This is a genomic window from Mesobacillus zeae (assembly GCF_003570705.1).
Lineage (GTDB): Bacteria > Bacillota > Bacilli > Bacillales > Cytobacillaceae > Mesobacillus_C > Mesobacillus_C zeae.
In genome coordinates this window covers 145,785-164,510 of sequence record NZ_QWVT01000029.1, presented here as the reverse complement: position 1 = coordinate 164,510, position 18,726 = coordinate 145,785, and the positions used below count along the sequence as shown (strand labels likewise).

Annotated in this window: 17 protein-coding genes and 1 riboswitch; of the genes, 5 read left to right on the top strand and 12 right to left on the bottom strand. The window is 45.3% G+C overall.

All coding sequences use genetic code 11. The features are described 5' to 3' along the window. Positions 1 to 50: 50 nt before the first annotated feature. From pyk to dnaE, 7 genes are all read right to left on the bottom strand, one after another. Complete coding sequence (pyk, locus tag D1970_RS16740) at positions 51 to 1,811, bottom strand: pyruvate kinase (RefSeq protein WP_119114010.1); 1,761 nt, start codon at positions 1,809 to 1,811, stop codon at positions 51 to 53. Positions 1,812 to 1,854: 43 nt separating this feature from the next. Continuing rightward, positions 1,855 to 2,814, bottom strand: a complete 960-nt coding sequence (gene pfkA, locus D1970_RS16735; RefSeq protein WP_119114009.1) for a 6-phosphofructokinase — start codon at positions 2,812 to 2,814, stop codon at positions 1,855 to 1,857. Between the two features lie 351 nt (positions 2,815 to 3,165). After that, positions 3,166 to 4,143, bottom strand: coding sequence for an acetyl-CoA carboxylase carboxyl transferase subunit alpha (gene accA, locus D1970_RS16730; protein WP_119114008.1), 978 nt, complete (start codon positions 4,141 to 4,143; stop codon positions 3,166 to 3,168). Then, positions 4,128 to 5,006: an acetyl-CoA carboxylase, carboxyltransferase subunit beta gene (accD, locus tag D1970_RS16725; protein WP_119114007.1), complete on the bottom strand. Its 879-nt coding sequence runs from the start codon at positions 5,004 to 5,006 to the stop codon at positions 4,128 to 4,130. Before accD ends, accA begins: the two co-directional genes overlap by 16 nt. Positions 5,007 to 5,201: 195 nt before the next feature. Then, on the bottom strand, positions 5,202 to 5,825 hold the full coding sequence (locus tag D1970_RS16720) for a FadR/GntR family transcriptional regulator (protein WP_119114006.1): 624 nt from the start codon (positions 5,823 to 5,825) through the stop codon (positions 5,202 to 5,204). A 5-nt stretch (positions 5,826 to 5,830) separates the two neighbouring features. Further along, positions 5,831 to 7,069 (bottom strand): NADP-dependent malic enzyme, encoded by a 1,239-nt coding sequence (ystJ, locus tag D1970_RS16715; RefSeq protein ID WP_119114005.1) that lies wholly within the window; start codon positions 7,067 to 7,069, stop codon positions 5,831 to 5,833. Positions 7,070 to 7,185: 116 nt separating this feature from the next. Then, positions 7,186 to 10,548: a DNA polymerase III subunit alpha gene (gene dnaE / locus D1970_RS16710; RefSeq protein WP_119114004.1), complete on the bottom strand. Its 3,363-nt coding sequence runs from the start codon at positions 10,546 to 10,548 to the stop codon at positions 7,186 to 7,188. A 163-nt stretch (positions 10,549 to 10,711) separates the two neighbouring features. Between dnaE and ytrH the strand changes: the two genes are divergently transcribed. Continuing rightward, positions 10,712 to 11,041 (top strand): sporulation membrane protein YtrH, encoded by a 330-nt coding sequence (ytrH, locus tag D1970_RS16705; protein WP_119114003.1) that lies wholly within the window; start codon positions 10,712 to 10,714, stop codon positions 11,039 to 11,041. Next, entirely contained in the window at positions 11,042 to 11,545 is a 504-nt protein-coding gene (gene ytrI / locus D1970_RS16700; protein ID WP_119114002.1) for a sporulation membrane protein YtrI, read from the top strand. A 39-nt stretch (positions 11,546 to 11,584) separates the two neighbouring features. Here the strand turns inward: ytrI and D1970_RS16695 are convergent, their stop codons facing one another. Beyond that, positions 11,585 to 12,535 carry a DHH family phosphoesterase gene (locus D1970_RS16695; RefSeq protein ID WP_119114001.1) on the bottom strand — a complete coding sequence of 317 codons (951 nt, stop codon included), beginning with the start codon at positions 12,533 to 12,535 and terminating at the stop codon, positions 11,585 to 11,587. 108 nt (positions 12,536 to 12,643) lie between these two features. Here D1970_RS16695 and D1970_RS16690 point away from each other — a divergent pair, with 108 nt between their 5' ends. Further along, a complete protein-coding gene (locus D1970_RS16690; RefSeq protein ID WP_119114000.1) occupies positions 12,644 to 12,949 on the top strand; it encodes a YtpI family protein in 306 nt (101 codons plus the stop codon). Between the two features lie 53 nt (positions 12,950 to 13,002). Here D1970_RS16690 and D1970_RS16685 read toward each other — a convergent pair whose 3' ends face one another. From D1970_RS16685 to D1970_RS16675, 3 genes are all read right to left on the bottom strand, one after another. Beyond that, on the bottom strand, positions 13,003 to 14,322 hold the full coding sequence (locus tag D1970_RS16685; RefSeq protein WP_119113999.1) for a CBS domain-containing protein: 1,320 nt from the start codon (positions 14,320 to 14,322) through the stop codon (positions 13,003 to 13,005). Between the two features lie 131 nt (positions 14,323 to 14,453). Continuing rightward, on the bottom strand, positions 14,454 to 14,696 hold the full coding sequence (locus tag D1970_RS16680; protein ID WP_119113998.1) for a hypothetical protein: 243 nt from the start codon (positions 14,694 to 14,696) through the stop codon (positions 14,454 to 14,456). Positions 14,697 to 14,908: 212 nt separating this feature from the next. After that, positions 14,909 to 15,589, bottom strand: a complete 681-nt coding sequence (locus D1970_RS16675) for a metal-dependent hydrolase (RefSeq protein WP_119113997.1) — start codon at positions 15,587 to 15,589, stop codon at positions 14,909 to 14,911. 161 nt (positions 15,590 to 15,750) lie between these two features. Here D1970_RS16675 and D1970_RS16670 point away from each other — a divergent pair, with 161 nt between their 5' ends. Further along, positions 15,751 to 16,848 (top strand): M24 family metallopeptidase, encoded by a 1,098-nt coding sequence (locus tag D1970_RS16670; RefSeq protein ID WP_119113996.1) that lies wholly within the window; start codon positions 15,751 to 15,753, stop codon positions 16,846 to 16,848. A 75-nt stretch (positions 16,849 to 16,923) separates the two neighbouring features. On the opposite strand, the gene queF is transcribed toward D1970_RS16670, so the two are convergent. Continuing rightward, complete coding sequence (queF, locus tag D1970_RS16665; RefSeq protein WP_119113995.1) at positions 16,924 to 17,421, bottom strand: preQ(1) synthase; 498 nt, start codon at positions 17,419 to 17,421, stop codon at positions 16,924 to 16,926. Positions 17,422 to 17,512: 91 nt separating this feature from the next. Beyond that, a riboswitch (PreQ1 riboswitch) is annotated at positions 17,513 to 17,558 on the bottom strand. A 184-nt stretch (positions 17,559 to 17,742) separates the two neighbouring features. Between queF and deoR the strand changes: the two genes are divergently transcribed. After that, on the top strand, positions 17,743 to 18,693 hold the full coding sequence (gene deoR / locus D1970_RS16660) for a DNA-binding transcriptional repressor DeoR (protein ID WP_374978560.1): 951 nt from the start codon (positions 17,743 to 17,745) through the stop codon (positions 18,691 to 18,693). The last annotated feature ends 33 nt before the right edge of the window (positions 18,694 to 18,726 follow it).

Genomic DNA, 18,726 nt, shown 5'->3' with positions numbered 1-18,726 from the left:
GCGTATCAGAGAAGTACGAAAAAAAGGACGGAAAATCCGTCCCTGTTTCATTACAGTACGCTTGCATGCCCGTTGTATATAACTCCTCTTGATGAATCGACAGTGATTTCCTGGCCGTCTTTGAAAAGATTCATGGCATTTTCGACGCCAACGATAACAGGAATGCCAAGATTCAAACCGACAACTGCCGCATGGCTAGTCAGTCCGCCTTCTTCAGTGATCAGGGCACTGCACTTTTCAATTGCAGGTACCATGTCCCGGTCGGAACCGATTGTCACAAGGATGCTACCTTCCTTTACTTTAGTAAGTGCTTCCTGCGCATCTCTTGCAAGGACCACTCTTCCATAGGAGGATTTCCGACCGATTCCCTGTGCCTTGGCAATAATATCCCCAACCACATGAATCTTCATCAGATTAGTCGTGCCGGCTTCACCAACAGGAACCCCTGCGGTAATGACAACTAAATCGCCATGTTTTACATGTCCGCTGTTCACACTTTCCTCTACAGCTGTGGAAAGCATCTCATCCGTTGTTTCCGCTCCTTTTCCAAGCTGCGGATACACGCCCCATACAAGCGCCAGCCTGCGGCAAACATGGTCTTTCGAGGTAACCGCCACAATCGGCGCCTTAGGGCGGTACTTAGAGATCATCCGTGCAGTATGACCGCTTTCGGTTGGAGTGATAATCGCATTTACGTCAAGATTTAGAGCAGTATGTGCCACCGATTGTCCAATCGCGTCCGTGATGGTATGTTCGGATTCCTTGCTGAGGGATGACAGCAAATCCTTATGATTCAATGCCTCCTCCGTACGGGAAGCAATATTGTGCATCGTTTGAACTGCTTCAGTTGGATATTGTCCAGCTGCCGTTTCCCCGGAGAGCATGATTGCATCTGTTCCATCAAAAATAGCGTTAGCCACGTCACTTGCTTCCGCACGTGTTGGCCTTGGATTGCGCTGCATCGAGTCAAGCATCTGAGTTGCAGTAATGACAGGCTTCCCGAGTGCGTTGCATTTTTTAATCAAACGCTTTTGAACAAGAGGAACTTCCTCTGCCGGAATTTCCACCCCAAGGTCACCGCGCGCTACCATCAGGCCTTCAGAAACCTCAAGGATTTCGTCGATATTGTCAACGCCTTCCTGGTTCTCGATTTTAGGGATGATATTGATGTATGTAGCGTTGTTTTCTTCAAGCAACCTACGGATTTCCAGAACATCGGAAGCCCTGCGGACAAAAGAAGCAGCAATAAAATCGACTCCCTGCCCGATTCCGAAAAGGATATCCTGGGCATCTTTTTCGGTAATCCCAGGCAGCTGTACGGATACACCCGGAACATTGACACCTTTTTTATTTTTCAAAATGCCGCTATTAAGAATTTTTGTCTGGATTGCTCTGTTCGCTTTATCGATTCCAGTCACTTCAAGGCCAATTAAGCCGTCATCAAGCAAAATCTTTCCTCCGACTTGAACGTCGTCGATCAATCTGTCATATGTAACAGAGAATTTTTCAGCTGTTCCAAGCACTTCTACCATCGAGACAATGACATTCCCGCCCGCCTTTAGTTCAATAGCCCCGTTTTCCATGTCGTTTGTACGGATTTCCGGACCTTTTGTATCAAGCAGGATTGCAACATTTCTTCCAGTTTTAGCAGCTGCTTCACGAATATTCACGATACGCTGTGCATGCTCTTCATGGTTCCCGTGGGAAAAATTGAGTCTTGCAACATTCATACCGGCTTCTATGAGTTGTGTAAGCATTTCGATACTTTCACTTGCAGGGCCAATTGTACACACTATTTTCGTTTTACGCATTTTATTTGACCTCCTGATTTTTGAAAAGGAATTTAAAAGTTTATTAAATGGAAAGCTCTTTTGACAATTTGTACAGGTTCAGGTCAACCGTATGTTTCTTCGCCAATGCTTCAATGATATCATAGTCAACCATTTGGTTTTTCTCGATACCTACTGCTCTGCCTCCGCGGCCTTCCATTAGAAGTTCCACAGCTCTGGCACCAAGGCGGCTTGCAAGCACCCGGTCAAAGGCAGTCGGCGTTCCTCCTCGCTGGACATGACCAAGGACCGTCACCCTTGTATCAAAGTCGGTCTCTTCCTTTAGCTGTTTGCCGAACTCATAGCCGCTCATTACGCCTTCAGCGACAATAATGATACTATGCTTTTTACCGCGCTCATGCCCTTTTTTAAGCCGGCTCGCGATTTCTTTCATGTCATACTCGTCCTCTGGAATCAGAATGGTTTCGGCTCCGCCGGCGAGACCAGCCCACAGAGCGATATCGCCGGCGTTTCTTCCCATTACTTCAATAACAAATGTGCGATCATGGGATGAAGCTGTGTCACGGATTTTATCGATTGCATCAATGACAGTGTTAAGTGCTGTATCAAAGCCAATAGTGAATTCCGTCCCCGGGATATCATTGTCAATTGTTCCAGGAATGCCTACACATGGAAATCCATGCTCTGTAAGAGCTTTTGCCCCCATATAGGACCCATCTCCACCTATGACAACAAGCCCTTCAATTCCATGTTTTTTTAATTGTTCAATGCCTTTTCCCTGGCCTTCTTTTGTCTTGAATTCCTCACAGCGTGCAGAATACAGAAAAGTTCCTCCACGGTGGATGATATCCCCGACAGATCCAAGTTCCAATTTTCTAATATTTCCGCTGATTAAACCGGCATAGCCACCAAAAACACCATAAATCTCAACGCCATGGTAAATGGCCTTCCTGACTACAGCCCTCACTGCAGCGTTCATGCCAGGAGCATCGCCGCCACTTGTCAAAACACCAATCCTTTTCATGATTACTCACCTCATTTAGAGTTCTATGTATAACAAAATAATCCCATAACCGAAATGCAGCCATCTGACCGAAGCAATATCTACTAGTATAAACATCTTGCCTTTTAATATTTCTAAAATACCACGAAGGTAACCCTATCTCAACAGAATCCTTGAGTTCCTTGCATAGACGGAATTGTCGGTATAATGCAAGCGTTTTATATCGTTGCCAGTCTCCTAAATTTTATACAAAAAGGTGAATCGCCCGTTTCAAGGAGCAAAATCCAGGCGAAGGTGATAAATCTGGACAATCCTCGAAGTGATATTTTATCCTACCTTTTTAAAAAAAGAAGCGTGCCCTTTGGCACGCTATTAATTTACCCTTATATACTCATTCAGAAACGAATATTGTCCAATCAATTTATATTTATCATAGCGGTGATTCACAAGTTCTTCCTCTGAAAAAGTGCAAAGCTCTTTTAGTGAGTTTGTCAGTACCGTATCTATCTCTCTTGCCTGCATGGAAACATCCCTGTGCGCGCCCCCCTTGACCTCGGGGATGATACAATCGACAATGCCAAGCTCTTTCAAGTCTGGAGCGGTTATTTTCATGGTTTCAGCGGCTTTCCTGGCAAGACTTGCATCTTTCCAAAGAATGGCTGCAGCTCCTTCAGGAGATATAACAGAGTATGTCGAATTTTCGAGCATATGGATGCAATTTCCTACACCAAGTGCAAGTGCGCCGCCGCTTCCGCCTTCACCGATAACAATGCATACAACAGGGACACGCAGTCCGGCCATTTCAAACAGGTTCCTTGCAATGGCTTCACTTTGTCCTCTTTCCTCTGCAGCTTTTCCCGGATAGGCTCCTTTTGTGTCAATAAAGCAGATAATGGGCCGCCTAAATTTCTCTGCCTGTTTCATCAGCCTTAAGGCTTTTCTGTACCCTTCCGGATGAGGCATGCCGAAGTTGCGGCGAATATTTTCCTTTGTATCCTTCCCGCGCTGGTGTCCAATAACGGTGACGGGCAAGCCATGAAATTTGGCAATTCCAGCAACAATCGCCTCGTCGTCCCCATACGTTCTATCACCATGGCACTCAAAAAAGTCCGTGAACAGGCGGGAGATATATTCAAGTGATGTCGGCCTTTCGGGATGGCGTGCAATCTGGACACGATCCCAAGGCTGAATGTTCTCATAAATATCCTTTTCAAGCTTTTCAAGACGGGCTTCAAGCTTCTCGATCTCGGAAGAAAGATCCACATTTGTATTTCGTGTAAATTCCTTAAGCTCCGCAATTTTCTTTCTAAGCTCAATCACCGGTTTTTCAAATGCTAAATCTCCTGCCAATCGAACCGACCTCCTGGCTGATGAATTTGTAGAATGCCTGTCAACTTCTCTTTCAGATCCAGCCTTGAAATGACAGCATCAAGCTGCCCGTGCTTAAGCAGGAATTCTGAAGTCTGGAAATCCTCCGGCAGGTCCTCGCGAATCGTCTGCTCTATGATTCTTCTGCCCGCAAAGCCTATCAAAGCCCCAGGCTCTGCAAGGTTAAAGTCACCAAGCGAAGCAAAGCTCGCGGAAACGCCTCCTGTTGTCGGATGGGTCATGATTGAAATAATAAGTCCCCCATGGTCACTGAACCTTTTCAGAGCCACACTGGTTTTCGCCATCTGCATCAAGCTTAAGACGCCCTCCTGCATCCTGGCTCCTCCCGATGCGGTGAAAATAATAAATGGAACGCGAAGGTCATCCGCTTTTTCAATGGCCCTTGTGATTTTTTCACCTACTACAGAACCCATACTCCCCATCCTGAAGGTGGCATCCATAACAGCGATGACCGCCTCTTGTTCCCCGATTCTCAAAGTCCCGATGACAACAGCCTCATTAAGCTTGGTCTTCTTTCGGTCCTGCTCAAGCTTTTCCTCGTACCCCGGAAATCCAAGAGGATTTTCTGAAACCATCTCCCTGTCCAATTCCTTGAACGTTCCCGGATCGGCAATGCTATGTATCCGTTCCTTTGAATCCATCTGATGATGGTAACCGCAATGGAAGCACACCTTCAAGTTCTTTAAAAGTTCCTTCGTGTACATAATCTTTTTGCAGTTAGGACATTTCGTCATGATTCCTTCTGGAACATCCTGTTTCGCACTTTCAGAAGGTATTGTTGCATATTTCTTCTTCTTTGATTTTGTAAAAAGCTCTTTCAGCAAGGTGAAACCTCCCTCAATAATCGCTGTTAATTTCGAAAGCCTAGTATCCAATCCTATTCCAGCGTGGCCAGACCACTGATAAGAAAAAAATCGGCCAAGCCGCCAAAATAAAAATAAAGGATCCCTTTATCTTTTTTTAGAAGCATGTCCTATACTATAAAACAAGACAAAATAGATGTCTGTAGTAAAATGTCGTTAATCCACCGACAAATTCCGCAACTTTCTGTACGCAGCTAGGATTGTCTCTTGATCTCCGCTTTCGAGCGCTTCTGCAAGCTTGACGTATAATTCACCCGAAGGCTCGGAAATTTCCATTTGAAGGGAATGGTAGTAGTCTTTAAGAATTTGCCATATCCTGAACAGGAGATGGTTATTCGCAAGCTCTGCTACCTTTTGAAAAAAACAGTCATCCTTTAGGTCTTCCTGCTTCAGCACCCATTCTTTCAGGCCATATGATTCGTGGCCTCTTTTTAATGAAGCTAGCTGAAGACAGTCCATTTCAATCAGTTTTTTTGTTTCCACAACATCTTTTTTCGCCTTTTCATCCTGAAGGATAAAAGTGCTCAAAAGCTGCACAAGCTGGTTGCCCCGAAAGTCCCTCATAAAGGTTCCCTCTCCCCGCCTTGTCTCAATCAGGCCGAGAAGTTCAAGCGCTCTTAAAGCCTCCCTGACGGAGGAGCGCCCCGCATTGAGGCGCTCTGAGAGTTCCCGTTCAGAAGGAATTTTGTCCCCGGCTTTCAGGCCGTCTTTTTCAATCATGACCCTCAGCTGTCTGACAATCTCAATATATACCTTCGTGTTTGATTCAGGCTGGTTCATCCGAATCACTCACTTTTATCAATGATAGCGAGCTTTCTCGTCCGCTCTTTGATCTCTTCCGGATCTACTTTGATTCTCGCTACGCCTGTTTCCATCGCTGCTTTGGCTACTGCTGCCGCCACTTCTGGAGCTACGCGCGGATCAAACGGCCCGGGAATGACATAGTCGGATGATAATTCGTCAGCGCTAATAAGGCCGGCTATGGCTTCCACTGCAGCCACCTTCATCTTTTCATTGATATGAGTCGCCCTTACATCAAGCGCTCCTCGGAAAATCCCAGGGAAAGCAAGCACGTTATTGACCTGGTTCGGGAAATCCGAACGACCAGTGCCGATGACTTTCGCCCCTGCAGCCTTTGCTTCTGAAGGCATGATTTCAGGATCAGGATTGGCCATTGCAAAGATTATAGGATCCTGGTTCATAGTTTTAACCATTTCAGCAGTAAGTGCCCCGGCTGCTGAAACACCGATGAAGACGTCTGCTCCCTTGATGGCATCGCCAAGGCTTCCTTGCACGCTGTCCCTATTTGTAAACTTCGCTACCTCATTCTTAATATTGTTCATACCGTGCGGGCGGCCCTCATAAATAGCGCCTTTCGTATCGCACATGATAATGTCCCTAACACCATAAGTGTAGAGCAGCTTAATGATGGCTATGCCGGCAGCTCCTGCCCCGTTAGCAACCACTTTTATTTCATTCATTTTCTTTCCGGTCAGTTTCAATGCATTGACAAGCCCTGCCGTTGTCACGATTGCGGTTCCGTGCTGATCATCATGAAAGACAGGGATATTTGTTTCCTTTTTTAGCCTTTCTTCAATGGCAAAACAGTTCGGTGCAGCGATATCCTCGAGATTAACTCCCCCGAATGTCGGCTCAAGCAGCTTCACTGTTTCTACAATTTTATCAATGTCGGTTGTCCCAAGGCAAATCGGGAATGCATCCACTCCTGCGAAGCTCTTGAACAAGACCGCTTTGCCTTCCATAACCGGAAGGGCAGCTTCCGGACCGATATTTCCGAGTCCGAGAACGGCCGTTCCATCTGAAACGATAGCAACCATATTTCCCTTCATCGTATATTCATATACAGTTTCCGGCTTGTCATAAATCTCTTTGCACGGTTCTGCAACGCCTGGTGAATAGGCAAGACTCAAATCTTTGGCATTCCGGACGGATACCTTTGATTTCGATTCAAGTTTTCCTTTATGCAGCCTGTGCATATGTAATGCTTCTTCGCGTAATGTCACGATTATTTCACTCCTTAGTCCATAAAAAGGAATGCCTTATTAGATTTTGGCATCTCCCTGGTGGTCTGACCACAGTCTTTTTATCAATATAACATATCTATTAAGGTTGTAAAGGTCTATTTTTTCAGGACAACGTGTTTACTCCCGAGATAACTTCCGAGTTCTTCGAGGCAGCCGGCGCTTCCATCCACCTGATATTCTTCACTTAGAAGAACCGTTTTATCTATTGATGCATAATGGAGGATCACCGGTATACAGCCTTTATACTTTTTCAGGATGAGCTTCAAATTATTCAGCTTTTCAGGACTAGACAGTTCCTTTTCCACCTTCAAATACAGCTTATGTTCCTTGGATGCGGCCTGGCTGGCTTCCTTTTCAATGTCAAGGACACTTTGAATAATAAACTGGCTGTTTCCTCCCCTCTCCTCAAACTTCCCTTCAAGGAGAACGACCTGTCCCTGAATAAGTAACTGACTGAATCGCCTGTAAACATCCGGAAAAACGACAGCTTCCGTTTCTCCGCCCGCGTCGCTTAAGGTCAAAAACGCCATCGATTCTCCCTTTTTTGTACGGATTTTTTTCAAACCGATCATATAGGCTCCAACCCTGGCTTTTCTTCCGGCACTTCCTCCCGAAGCAGGGACGGCGCCTGCCGCAGCAAGTTCTTTTTCAAACATCGAAACGGGGTGTGTCGACAGATAAATGCCCAGAGCCTCTTTCTCTAAAGCAAGCCTGTCTTCAACCCGGAGTGGGTCGACCTGGACGTATTTAGGAACGATCTTGAACTCATTGCCGTTAAACAGGTCCGCCTGTTCGTCTCCTTCTGGCGCGACCAGCTGGGCATGCTCCGCTGCAACGTCTAGAGTAGCCAGCAGGACTGCCCTGTCATGGCCAAATTCATCGAATGCACCTGAGTTTACGAGAGCTTCCATCGTTTTTCGGTTAATAGCCTTTTGAGGGACACGAATACAAAAATCGAAAAGGTCAGTAAAAGGCTTTTGTTTCCTAACTCTGAAAATTTCTTTCAGGCTGGCTCCGCTCACACCTTTGATTGCTGCGAGGCTGTACCTGATTCCTCTTTCCTCCTGCAAAAAGCTGTATCCGCTCTTGTTTATCGACGGCGGGAGCAACGAATAGCCCATATGCTTCAGTTCTCTAGCATATTGGGAAACCCTTGCTTCATTGCCGGCAGAAGAAGACATGAGTGCAGCCATGAAGTGGACGGGATAGTGCGTCTTCAGGTAGGCCAGCTGGTAGGAAATGAAACTGTAGGCAACTGCATGGCTGCGGTTGAACCCATAGTTGGCAAACCGAACAATATAATCATAAACCGTTCCTGCAACTTTGGCATCGTATCCTTTTCCGGCGGCTCCCCGTAAAAAGTGCGCCCTTTCCCTGTCAAGCACGTCTTTCTTCTTCTTGCTAACCGCCCGGCGAAGCAGGTCAGCTTCTCCAAGTGAAAAGCCTGCCATCCTCGAGGCAATCTGCATAATCTGCTCCTGATAGACGATGACACCATACGTGTCTTCAAGGATATCCTTCAGGTCAGCATGGGGATATTCTATTGGTTTTCTTCCATGCTTTCTGTCAATGAACAGCGGAATATTTTCCATAGGGCCAGGGCGGTAGAGGGCGTTCACGGCAACAATATCTTCAAAAGCCGACGGAAGCAGCCTTGTCAGCACTTTCCTCATTCCATCTGATTCGAGCTGAAAAATCCCTGTGGTCTCTCCCCGGCTTAACAGCTTATATGTTTCTTCGTCCTTGAGCGGTATTGTCCTGATATCAATTTTGCGTCCCGTTTTTCTTGCAATGGAACTTAGGATCGTTTCAATGAGGGAAAGATTCCGCAAACCTAGGAAGTCCATTTTAAGCAATCCTGCTTCTTCTACATCCTCCATTGAATACTGGGTAAGAAGGACATCTCCATGACCTTTCTGAATGGGAATGACATCTGGAAGCGGTTTTTCGCTAATGACCACACCAGCCGCGTGCGTCGACGTATGCCGCGGCAGCCCTTCAATTTTCAGGGCTGTTTCAAAAAGCTTTTGATTTGTTTCAGATTCCTTAACAAATGTCCTGAGCCCTTCCGATTCTTTGTAGGCACTTTTCAGTGTGATTCCGGGCTTTGACGGGATTTGTCTTGAAAGCCTGTCAAGTTCATTGCTGTTCAGGCCAAAAACCCTGCCAACATCCCTGGCAGCTGCTTTTGCCGCAAGTGTCCCGAATGTGGCAATCTGGGCTACATGCATCCTGCCGTATCTTCCCGCTACATAATCAATGACTTCGTCTCGCCGGTGGTCGGGAAAGTCAATATCGATATCCGGCATCGTAATTCTTTCAGGATTCAGAAAACGTTCAAAAAGGAGCTTATGCCTAATGGGATCGACGTCTGTTATATAAAGGGAATATGCTACAATCGAACCCGCTGCCGAACCACGACCTGGCCCTGTAAGGATGCCGTTATCTCTGGCAAATTTCATGAAATCCCAGACAATCAGGAAGTAGTCGCTGAAATTCATTTTTTTGATAACGGAAAGTTCGTACTCAAGCCTCTCCTTATGCTCTTCTTCAGGATGGCCATATCGCTCTGTCAGTCCTGCCCTGCACAGCCGGTCAAGAATCTCTTCTGCCGTTTCCCCCTTTCTAACTGGAAAACTCGGCAGATGCCTTGATCCAAGATCTATCATGACATTACATTCATCCGCAATCTTCAAGGTGTTTTCCAAGGCGTCGGGATAGTCAGAAAATAACTCAGCCATTTCCGCAGATGTTTTCAAGTAAAATTCGCTGCTGCCAAGTTTCTCCCTGTCATCATCTTGAAGCTTCGTCCCATTTTTGATTGCCAGAAGGCACTCCTGAGCAAAAGCATCCTCCTTTTGAAGATAATGGACTGTATTGGCAGCAGCTGTTTTGACTCCTGCCTCGCGAGCAAGAACAGCCAGCCTTTCCATAACATCCCTCTGACCTTCCAGCCCTTGGTCATGCAAGGAAATGAAAAAGCGCCCCTTACCAAAAATACCTTCATAAAAAAGTGCTGCTTCTTTTGCCCTGTCGTCTTCTCCCTGTTCGGCCCAATGTTCAATTTCCCCTGCATGGCCTGGTGACAGCGCAAATAGTCCGGAAGCATAGTGCCTCAGCCATTTCACAGGAATTCCTTCGGGCGACTTTGTCTGGACTGCGCTCGTTATCTTAATCAGATTCCCGAAACCTGTATTGTTGCTAGCAAGGAGTACAATTGGATAAGATTTGCCGCTTTCATCCCTTCCAGCGACATCTACCGTCACCCCGAGTATCGGTTTAATGGACCGCTTGGAACATTCCTTATAAAACTTAATAGCTCCGTACATGTTGTTCATGTCCGTCAGTGCAAGTGCAGAGTATCCTTTTGCCCCTGCATTGGCGACAAGCTGCTCAACGGAAGCCGTGCTTGCCAGCAGGCTGTATGCGCTATATACATGGAGATGGATAAAAGACACTTTGCTCACACCCTTTTAGTATTCTCTTGTTTCATTATATTGCTATATAGGCAAAAAAGAAAATATGTTCTCATTTTCGAACGGGAAAGTTTTAACATAATTTTTTTACTTTGTCCATAGAATGAATTATCCGGGACAAATATGTGGGTAAGGGGATAATCATATGAATCAGCCGTTTTTCGCACATTTGCTCGAAAGTTATTTTATCGCACTCGGTGTCTTGCTTGGCGGCTCGCTTATCGGGGGCATTGCTTCATTCCTCACCGGTCAGCCGCTTATGACGGAGATTTCGCGATTTTCAGATTCCATCCGCATCTGGGCAATCATCGCAGCGATCGGGGGAACATTTGATACTGTCTATAGTTTTGAACGCGGCTTTCTTGAAGGAGAAACAAAGGATATTTTCAAGCAATTCCTGCTGATCATAGCAGCGATGGGCGGAGCGCAGACAGGGGCCCTTATTATTAAATGGCTGACGCTGGAGCACATATAGATGAGGATTCCTCCCTATTACCGGAATCCCGCATGGAAGCGGTTCTTTTCAGGCATGGCGCTTGGAGGAGCCATAAGCTGGCTTATTTTCCTTTATGTACATGGGGTGTGGATGGAGGAGAAATCCATGAAGATTGCAGAACAAGCTGAAGTGATTGAAAAGCTTGAAAGTGGATTGAAAATTTATCAAGAAGATGACCGGAAACTGAACGACAAAAATATCGAACTGTTGAAAGTCCAGGATATTAAAGTGGAAATTTCCAACGCTGAAAAATACGAACTTGATACACTCGGTGTTTTCGAGTCAGAGGAAGAAGTGAAGGACGATTTAAACGTGTTTATTGCCAAAGACTTGGATTTTGTCTATAAAAGCAGGGACATGATCCATAAAATGATCGGGAATAAAGTCATTAAGCTGAACGGAAAGCGATACAGGCTTGAAACAAAATCGATGCTGTTTTTTACCACGGTCACCATCATACTTGAAGTGCACCTTGATGAATAAAAGCCGCCCCCATATGAGGGCGGTAATTCATTTATAAGGTTATTTTGAATGCCCATGCGCGCCGCACAATTCGACGAGGTTTCCAATGACATCTTTTGATTCAGCCCAGCTATGTATGGATGCTCCAGAAGCGAGCGGGTGGCCGCCTCCTCCGTACTTCCTGGCCAATCCGTTGATCACAGGGCCCTTGGAGCGCAGCCTGACACGGATTTGATCTTCTTCCTCGATGAAAAAGACCCAAGCTTTCACTCCTTTAACGTTCCCAAGCTCACTGACAAGAAGCGATGCTTCGGAAGGCCTGACGCCATATTCCCTCAGAAGTTCCAACGTCATTTTGACCGAAGCAGCTCCGTTTTGATGGACAGTGAAGTTCTGAAGGACATAGCCATTCAGCTTGACGACATTCGGGGAGAGCTCATACATCCGGTCAAACAATTCGGTTCTCGAGAAATTATAATGGATCAGTTCACCTGCATAGGCGAATGTTTTGTCAGTGGTACTTGGAAATAGAAACCTGCCAGTGTCCCCCACAATTCCTGCAAATAGAAGCCTTGCTGCCTCATCCGAAAATCCGAGGCCCCTGTAGCGGAACTCCAGGTAAAACTCATAGATCATTTCACTTGCAGAACTGGCATCCGTGTCAACCCAGAGAAGGTCGCCATACGCATCTTCATTCGGATGGTGGTCAATTTTGACCAATTTCTCTCCAAGCGTGTAGCGACTGTCACAGATCCGCTCCTGATTCGCTGTATCACATACAATCACCAATGCCCCTTTATAGGTTTCATCAGGGATGGAATCAAGCCTTCTCATAAAATTGAGTGTTTCTTCTTCAAGTCCGACAGTATATATATTCTTTTCAGGAAAAGAGGCTTTTAAAATTTCGGCTAGCCCTCCCTGCGAACCATAGGCGTCAGGGTCTGGTCGAACATGCCGATGGATAATAATTGTCTCGTATTTTAATATCGCTTGATAAATTTGCTCTTTCATAACTGGCTCCTTTAATGTTTATAGGTTTCACCATAAAACAGAATGATGGCTTTTCAACCGAAAAATCGTTAAAATTAAGAGAAGATTTTTCAGATGGGGGAAATATCAATGCCAATACTCGTTCTGTTTATCGTAATTTCATTTTCTATGTATGTATTCTATAAAATAAAGTTCGTACGGAGCACTCTTCCTGCCGAGAGACAATTCTTGACCTCAAAATCGGGAATCGCATTGGGTTTGTTCGTCTCCCTGTTTGGAGTGAACCAGATCTTCCTGTACCAAACGACCGTTACTTATATTATATCAGCTATTTTCGTCTTGCTGGGCGGCCTGAATATTTGGGCGGGATATAAGTCGTATCGCCATATCCTTCCAATTGCGGCTGAGGAAGCGGAAAAAAGCAGAAATCTATAGAGATGCATAAAAGCCGGTCGACTCAGACTGGCTTTTATGTTTTTCCGGAGCGCTTAGTGTCGGTCAATCAACTGACACATCATCATCGCTTTTCCAACGAGCGTCCCGTCATTATAAACTTCTACATCCACCTTGCCGAATTTCCTGCCTACTTCGAGAATTTTTGGGTAAATATCGAGCGTACTGTCAATTTGGACGGGCTTGATAAAATAAATCGTGATATTCTCGACTACGAGATCACCCTTCTTATATCCTCTCAATACCCTGTTCGCAGATTCGGCTACAATTGTTGTAAATACCCCATAGGAAATCGTGCCGAGATGGTTCGTCATCTGCGGAGTAACAGCACACCTGAATATATCTTCTTCCTTTGTCTTTCCCTTTGATAAAGTCATTTGACTTGTCACCGTATCATCGATCGTTTCCCCAACCTGCGGCTGACGCTGAATCATTTGAAGTGCCTTCAGCACATCCTGCCTGCTGATCATTCCTTGAAGGCGGTTGGAGTCATCCACCACGGGAAGCACTTCTATTCCTTCCCAAACCATCATATGGGCGGAAGAAGCGACACTCGTTTTCCCGCCTACCGTCATCGGGCCCTTTGTCATAATCTTCTCGATAGGAGTTTCAGGATCGTCCCCCATTATATCCTTTGAAGTAACCATGCCCTGCACTTTCATGTTTTTGTCCACGACCGGAAAACGACTGTGAAATGTCTCTTCCTTATATCTGAACCAGTCGCCGACAGTATCATCCGTTTTAAGATAGACAGTATCTTCTACAGGCGTTAGGATGTCCTCGACCAGAATGATTTCTTTCTTGATAAGTTGGTCATAAATGGCCCGATTGATCATTGTGGCAACGGTAAAAGAGTCATAACTGCTGGATATCACAGGAAGCTGCAACTCATCCGCGAGCTTCTTCACATGGTCCTCAGCATCAAACCCCCCGGTTACCAGGACAGCCGCCCCAGCTTTCAGGGCTTGTTCATGGGCCCTGTCCCTGTTCCCGACAATCAGAAGATTTCCGGCACCGGTATAGCGCATCATCGCTTCAAGTTTCATTGCACCAATGACAAACTTGTTCAGCGTTTTATGAAGTCCTGCACGCCCTCCGAGAACCTGGCCGTCAACGATATTAACAACCTCGGCATATGTGAGCTTTTCAATATTCTCTTTCTTTTTTCTTTCGATCCGGATGGTTCCGACCCGTTCAATGGTGCTGACATACCCTTTGACCTCAGCGTCCTTGATAGCACGGTAGGCTGTTCCTTCACTGACACTCATCGCCTTGGCGATCTGGCGAACGGATATTTTTTCGCCGATAGGGAGTTCATCTATATACTGCAAGATTTGTTCATGCTTCGTTGCCAAGACTTTCACCCTTTATAGTTAGAATTCCGGACAAATACTTTTTTCCTATTCTTCATTATAAAGTGTAAAAAGCCTGTATTCAATTCATGGCGCTATTATTTATTCCAATCGCTCAATTAACACTCCCGTCCCTACCCTCTTCCCCTGGCCTCCAAATTGCTGTATGGAAGTTTTTGGGCTGGCTTTTCCTTGCGTTTTCGAGGGGTGTACAAAAAAGCAGAAAGGTTGCCTGCAGCTGTCAGCATTGCCAGCAGCAGCCATGCCCAAGTAAAAAGCCGTTCAGGCCCCAAAGCTGTGAAAGACAGCCGCGGCAAGGCATAATAAAGCATCAGCCCGCACAGGAGGAAGCATAAAAGGTATCGATTTTTGTTCATAATCATCGCCTCCGGTATAATTAGTCTTTTTATACCTTATGCATGTCTTAACAAAAAATCACCCTGGCCCTGTTTCGGAATAAAAAATCGACCTACAAAATAAAGCTGGCAGCCTTCAAAATGAAACCTGCCGGCTTTTCTTCGTAAAGTTTTCCAATCTTTTTTTACTGATTTTTGACTTCCAGGCAGCGGGGTGCGTAGCCTCTCTATTTTTACAATTCCATACTTTCCCCAGGATGCAGCACTTTTCCGTTCTTCCTTTTGAGCATTCCGATAAACGCTTCAGGATCCTGTTTGATCGGCGGGAAAGTATTGTAATGGATAGGGACGACTGTTTTTGCCTGCAAAAACTCTGCCGCGATTGCAGCATCCTCCGGCCCCATTGTAAAGTTATCCCCGATTGGAAGAAAAGCGAGGTCAATTGGGTGTCTTTCAGCGATCAGCTTCATATCAGAGAACAGCCCAGTATCTCCTGCATGGTAAATCGTTTTTCCTTCAGCCATAATGAGAACGCCAGCCGGCATGCCGCCATAGATAATTTGCTTATCATCTGTGGCGTAGCCTGATCCGTGAAAGGCCTGGGTAAACTTCACTTTCCCAAAATCGAATTCATAGGCACCGCCGATGTTCATGCCATGTGTTTGAGCACCTTGCCATCCAAGATAGGTTGCAAGGTCAGCATTCGCAATCACCAGTGACCCATTTTCCTTGGCCAGCGGGACTGTGTCTCCAACATGGTCGCCATGCGCATGTGTAAGAATAATGTAATCCGGTTTTTCACTGGCGGCGTCAAGATCTGTTAACTCGTTTCCAGTAATAAAAGGATCAATTAATATTGTCTTTCCGCCTGTCAAAATCTTTACAATAGAATGTCCGTGATAAGAAATCTTCAATCCAATCTCCCCTTTCACTTAGCTCATTAATCATTTTCGTCAGCCATAGCAAGTTCTCCTTCAATTTATACCCGCCACGGCGAAGGAATAAAAGTTTACTTTTACTCGTTTTGTTGCTAACCTCAATATAAAACGACTTTAAGAGATAGGAGTGTTTCCTTTTGAATGAACGAATTGAAAAGCTGTCACAATGGATGAAGGAAAAAGAGGTAGACGTGTGTCTCGTCACTTCTCCCGAAAACGTTTTTTATTTAAGCGGTTTCCTCAGCGATCCGCATGAACGGCTTCTCGGCATTGCTGTGTTTCAGGAAGCTGAACCTTTTCTTATTTGTCCAGCCATGGAGAAAAACGAAGCAAAAAACGCGGGCTGGAACTATGAGATCATTAGTCACAGCGATACAGACCGTCCATGGGAACTTGTAAAGGCAGCTATATCTTCAAGAATTTCTTCCATACATACTGCTTCAATTGAAAAAGAACATTTGAACGTTGAACGCTATGAAAGCATGCTGAATCTGTTCCCGGATGCCAGTTTTGTACCTGCTGAAGAAAAGCTAAGGCTTTTAAGGCTGAAAAAGAATGAGCATGAGCTTGCAACAATCCGTAAAGCGTGCGCCCTTGCGGACTTTGCGGTCCAAACAGGCATCGAGGAGCTAAAGGAAGGCAAAACTGAACTTGATATTATTGCAGCCATTGAGTTTGAACTAAAGAAAAAAGGCGTTACTGCCATGTCCTTTTCAACAATGGTTCTGACAGGTAAAAATGCGGCATCGCCTCATGGAAACCCGGGACTCACGAAAATTGCGAAGGGTGACCTTGTCCTGTTTGACCTTGGCGTCATCGTTGACGGCTATTGCTCAGACATTACTAGAACTGTTGCTTTCGGACAAGTTTCCGGGAAACAGACTGAGATTTACGAAACAGTCCTGAGAGGCCAGCTCGAAGCGCTAAAGGCCATCAAGCCAGGCACAGCTTGCTCACAGGTGGACCTAGCGGCACGAAATGTGATTGCCGAAGCCGGCTATGGAGAATACTTCCCTCACAGGCTTGGTCATGGTTTGGGCATCAGTGTCCATGAGTATCCTTCCATTACGGAAACAAGCCCCCTTCTACTTGAAGAAGGAATGGTGTTTACCGTTGAGCCAGGTATCTATGTTCCCGGTATAGCTGGTGTACGGATAGAGGACGATGTGATGGTAACAGCTGATGGGGTTGAAATTCTGACAAAGCATCCAAAAGATTTGCTGATCATAGAGTAGGTTGATAAATATAAGCAAAAAAAGGCCGTGTCCTTCCATTTTTAGCGGAAGGACACGGCCTTTTCACATCTGAGTTCAGCGGTTATCGATTGTTTCCGGATACATATCATGATTCATCAGCCGGTAATCTGCCATTTGTTCATACTTAGTTCCAGGTTTTCCGTAGTTGGTATAAGGATCAATCGAGATTCCGCCTCTTGGCGTAAATTTCCCCCAGACCTCAATATAGCGCGGAGCCATAAGTTCGATTAAATCATTCATGATAATATTCATACAGTCCTCATGGAAGTCTCCATGATTGCGGAAACTGAACAAATACAATTTAAGTGACTTGCTTTCAACCATTTTCACATCTGGAATATAGCTGATATAAATAGTTGCAAAGTCAGGCTGCCCTGTTTGCGGACATAGGCTAGTGAACTCCGGACAATTAAACTTAACAATATAATCTCTGTCCTTATGCTTGTTTTCAAATGTTTCGAGCAAATTCGGGGCATACTCAAAAGAATATTTTGTCCCCTGGTTCCCGAGCAGCGTCAAATCCTTTAGTTCTTCATCTTTCCTTCCGCCCATTACGGCTGCCTCCTTTTCCGCTTTACATTCGGGAGCATAGACAACCTCAAAAAACAAAGCCATACCCGGCTGGATTTGGCCTTACACGATCACATCCATAGTTTTTTATAGAGGGTGCAGCTATGAACCTCTCCTGTAAATACGGTTTTATTATTTTTTAATTACATTTGAAACTATAATCAAAAACACTGCCCCAGTCAAAGTTTTTTCCCATAAAAAAAGTCTTGAAGACAAATGGCTCCAGCGTTACAATCATTTTGAAAGCGTTTAACATTTGTTCACCGGTGTTGAAATATTGTAAATTCATAAAAATCAGAAGAGATGGTGCACATGGATGAAAAAATGAAAAAAGTCATTGAAGCTGCAAAGCTTTATTATCTCCTTGATAAAAACCAGAATGAAATAGCTCGCATACTTGGCGTCTCCCGCCCTACAGTATCAAGGCTTCTGCAGACAGCAAAGTCGGAAGGCATTGTGGAAATAAGAATCAAAAATCCAGTGGAGGACAGCGAGAATTTAGCAAAGGAACTGGAGGGGAAATTCAATATAAAGAAAGCAGTTGTTGTTCCAATCCCACAATATGAAGACACTTTGATCAAAAACTACCTCGGAAAGCGTGCATCCTACTTTCTTCATGAGATTGTGAAGGACGGTGACATTATCGGTGTTACCTGGGGAACCACACTGTACCATATTGCCGTTGAACTGCAACAGAAACCTATTAACAATGTCAAAGTGGTTCAACTGAAAGGCGGGATCAGCCATTCGGAAACAAATACATATGTTTCCGAGATTCTCTACCTTTTTGGAAAAGCATTCAATACAGCTCCTGTCCACCTTCCGCTCCCAGCGATTGTCGACCATATTGTCGTCAGGCAGGCGATGGAAGCCGACAGACATATCAAAAGGGTATTGGATTTAGGAAAACAGGCAAACATAGCAATGTTCACCATTGGGCCGATCAAGCCTGATTCACTTCTGTTCCAGCTTGGATACTTCAATGATGACGACCTTAAAGAAATCTATTCGAACGCTGCAGGCGACATATGTTCAAGATTCTTCGACCGCCAGGGGTACCTGCTTAATGAATCCCTGAATGAGCGTACGCTAGGTATCGGTCTTGAGGACTTAAAGAAAAAAGAGTACAGCATTCTTGTTGGCGGAGGCTCGCAGAAAATAGACGGAATTTACGGGGCGCTTAAAGGCGGCTATGCCAATGTGATTATAACCGACCAGTACACAGCTCGTTTCCTCCTTGATAAAAAAGGGTAAACTAATTAGTGAACAAATCGTGAAATGAAAATT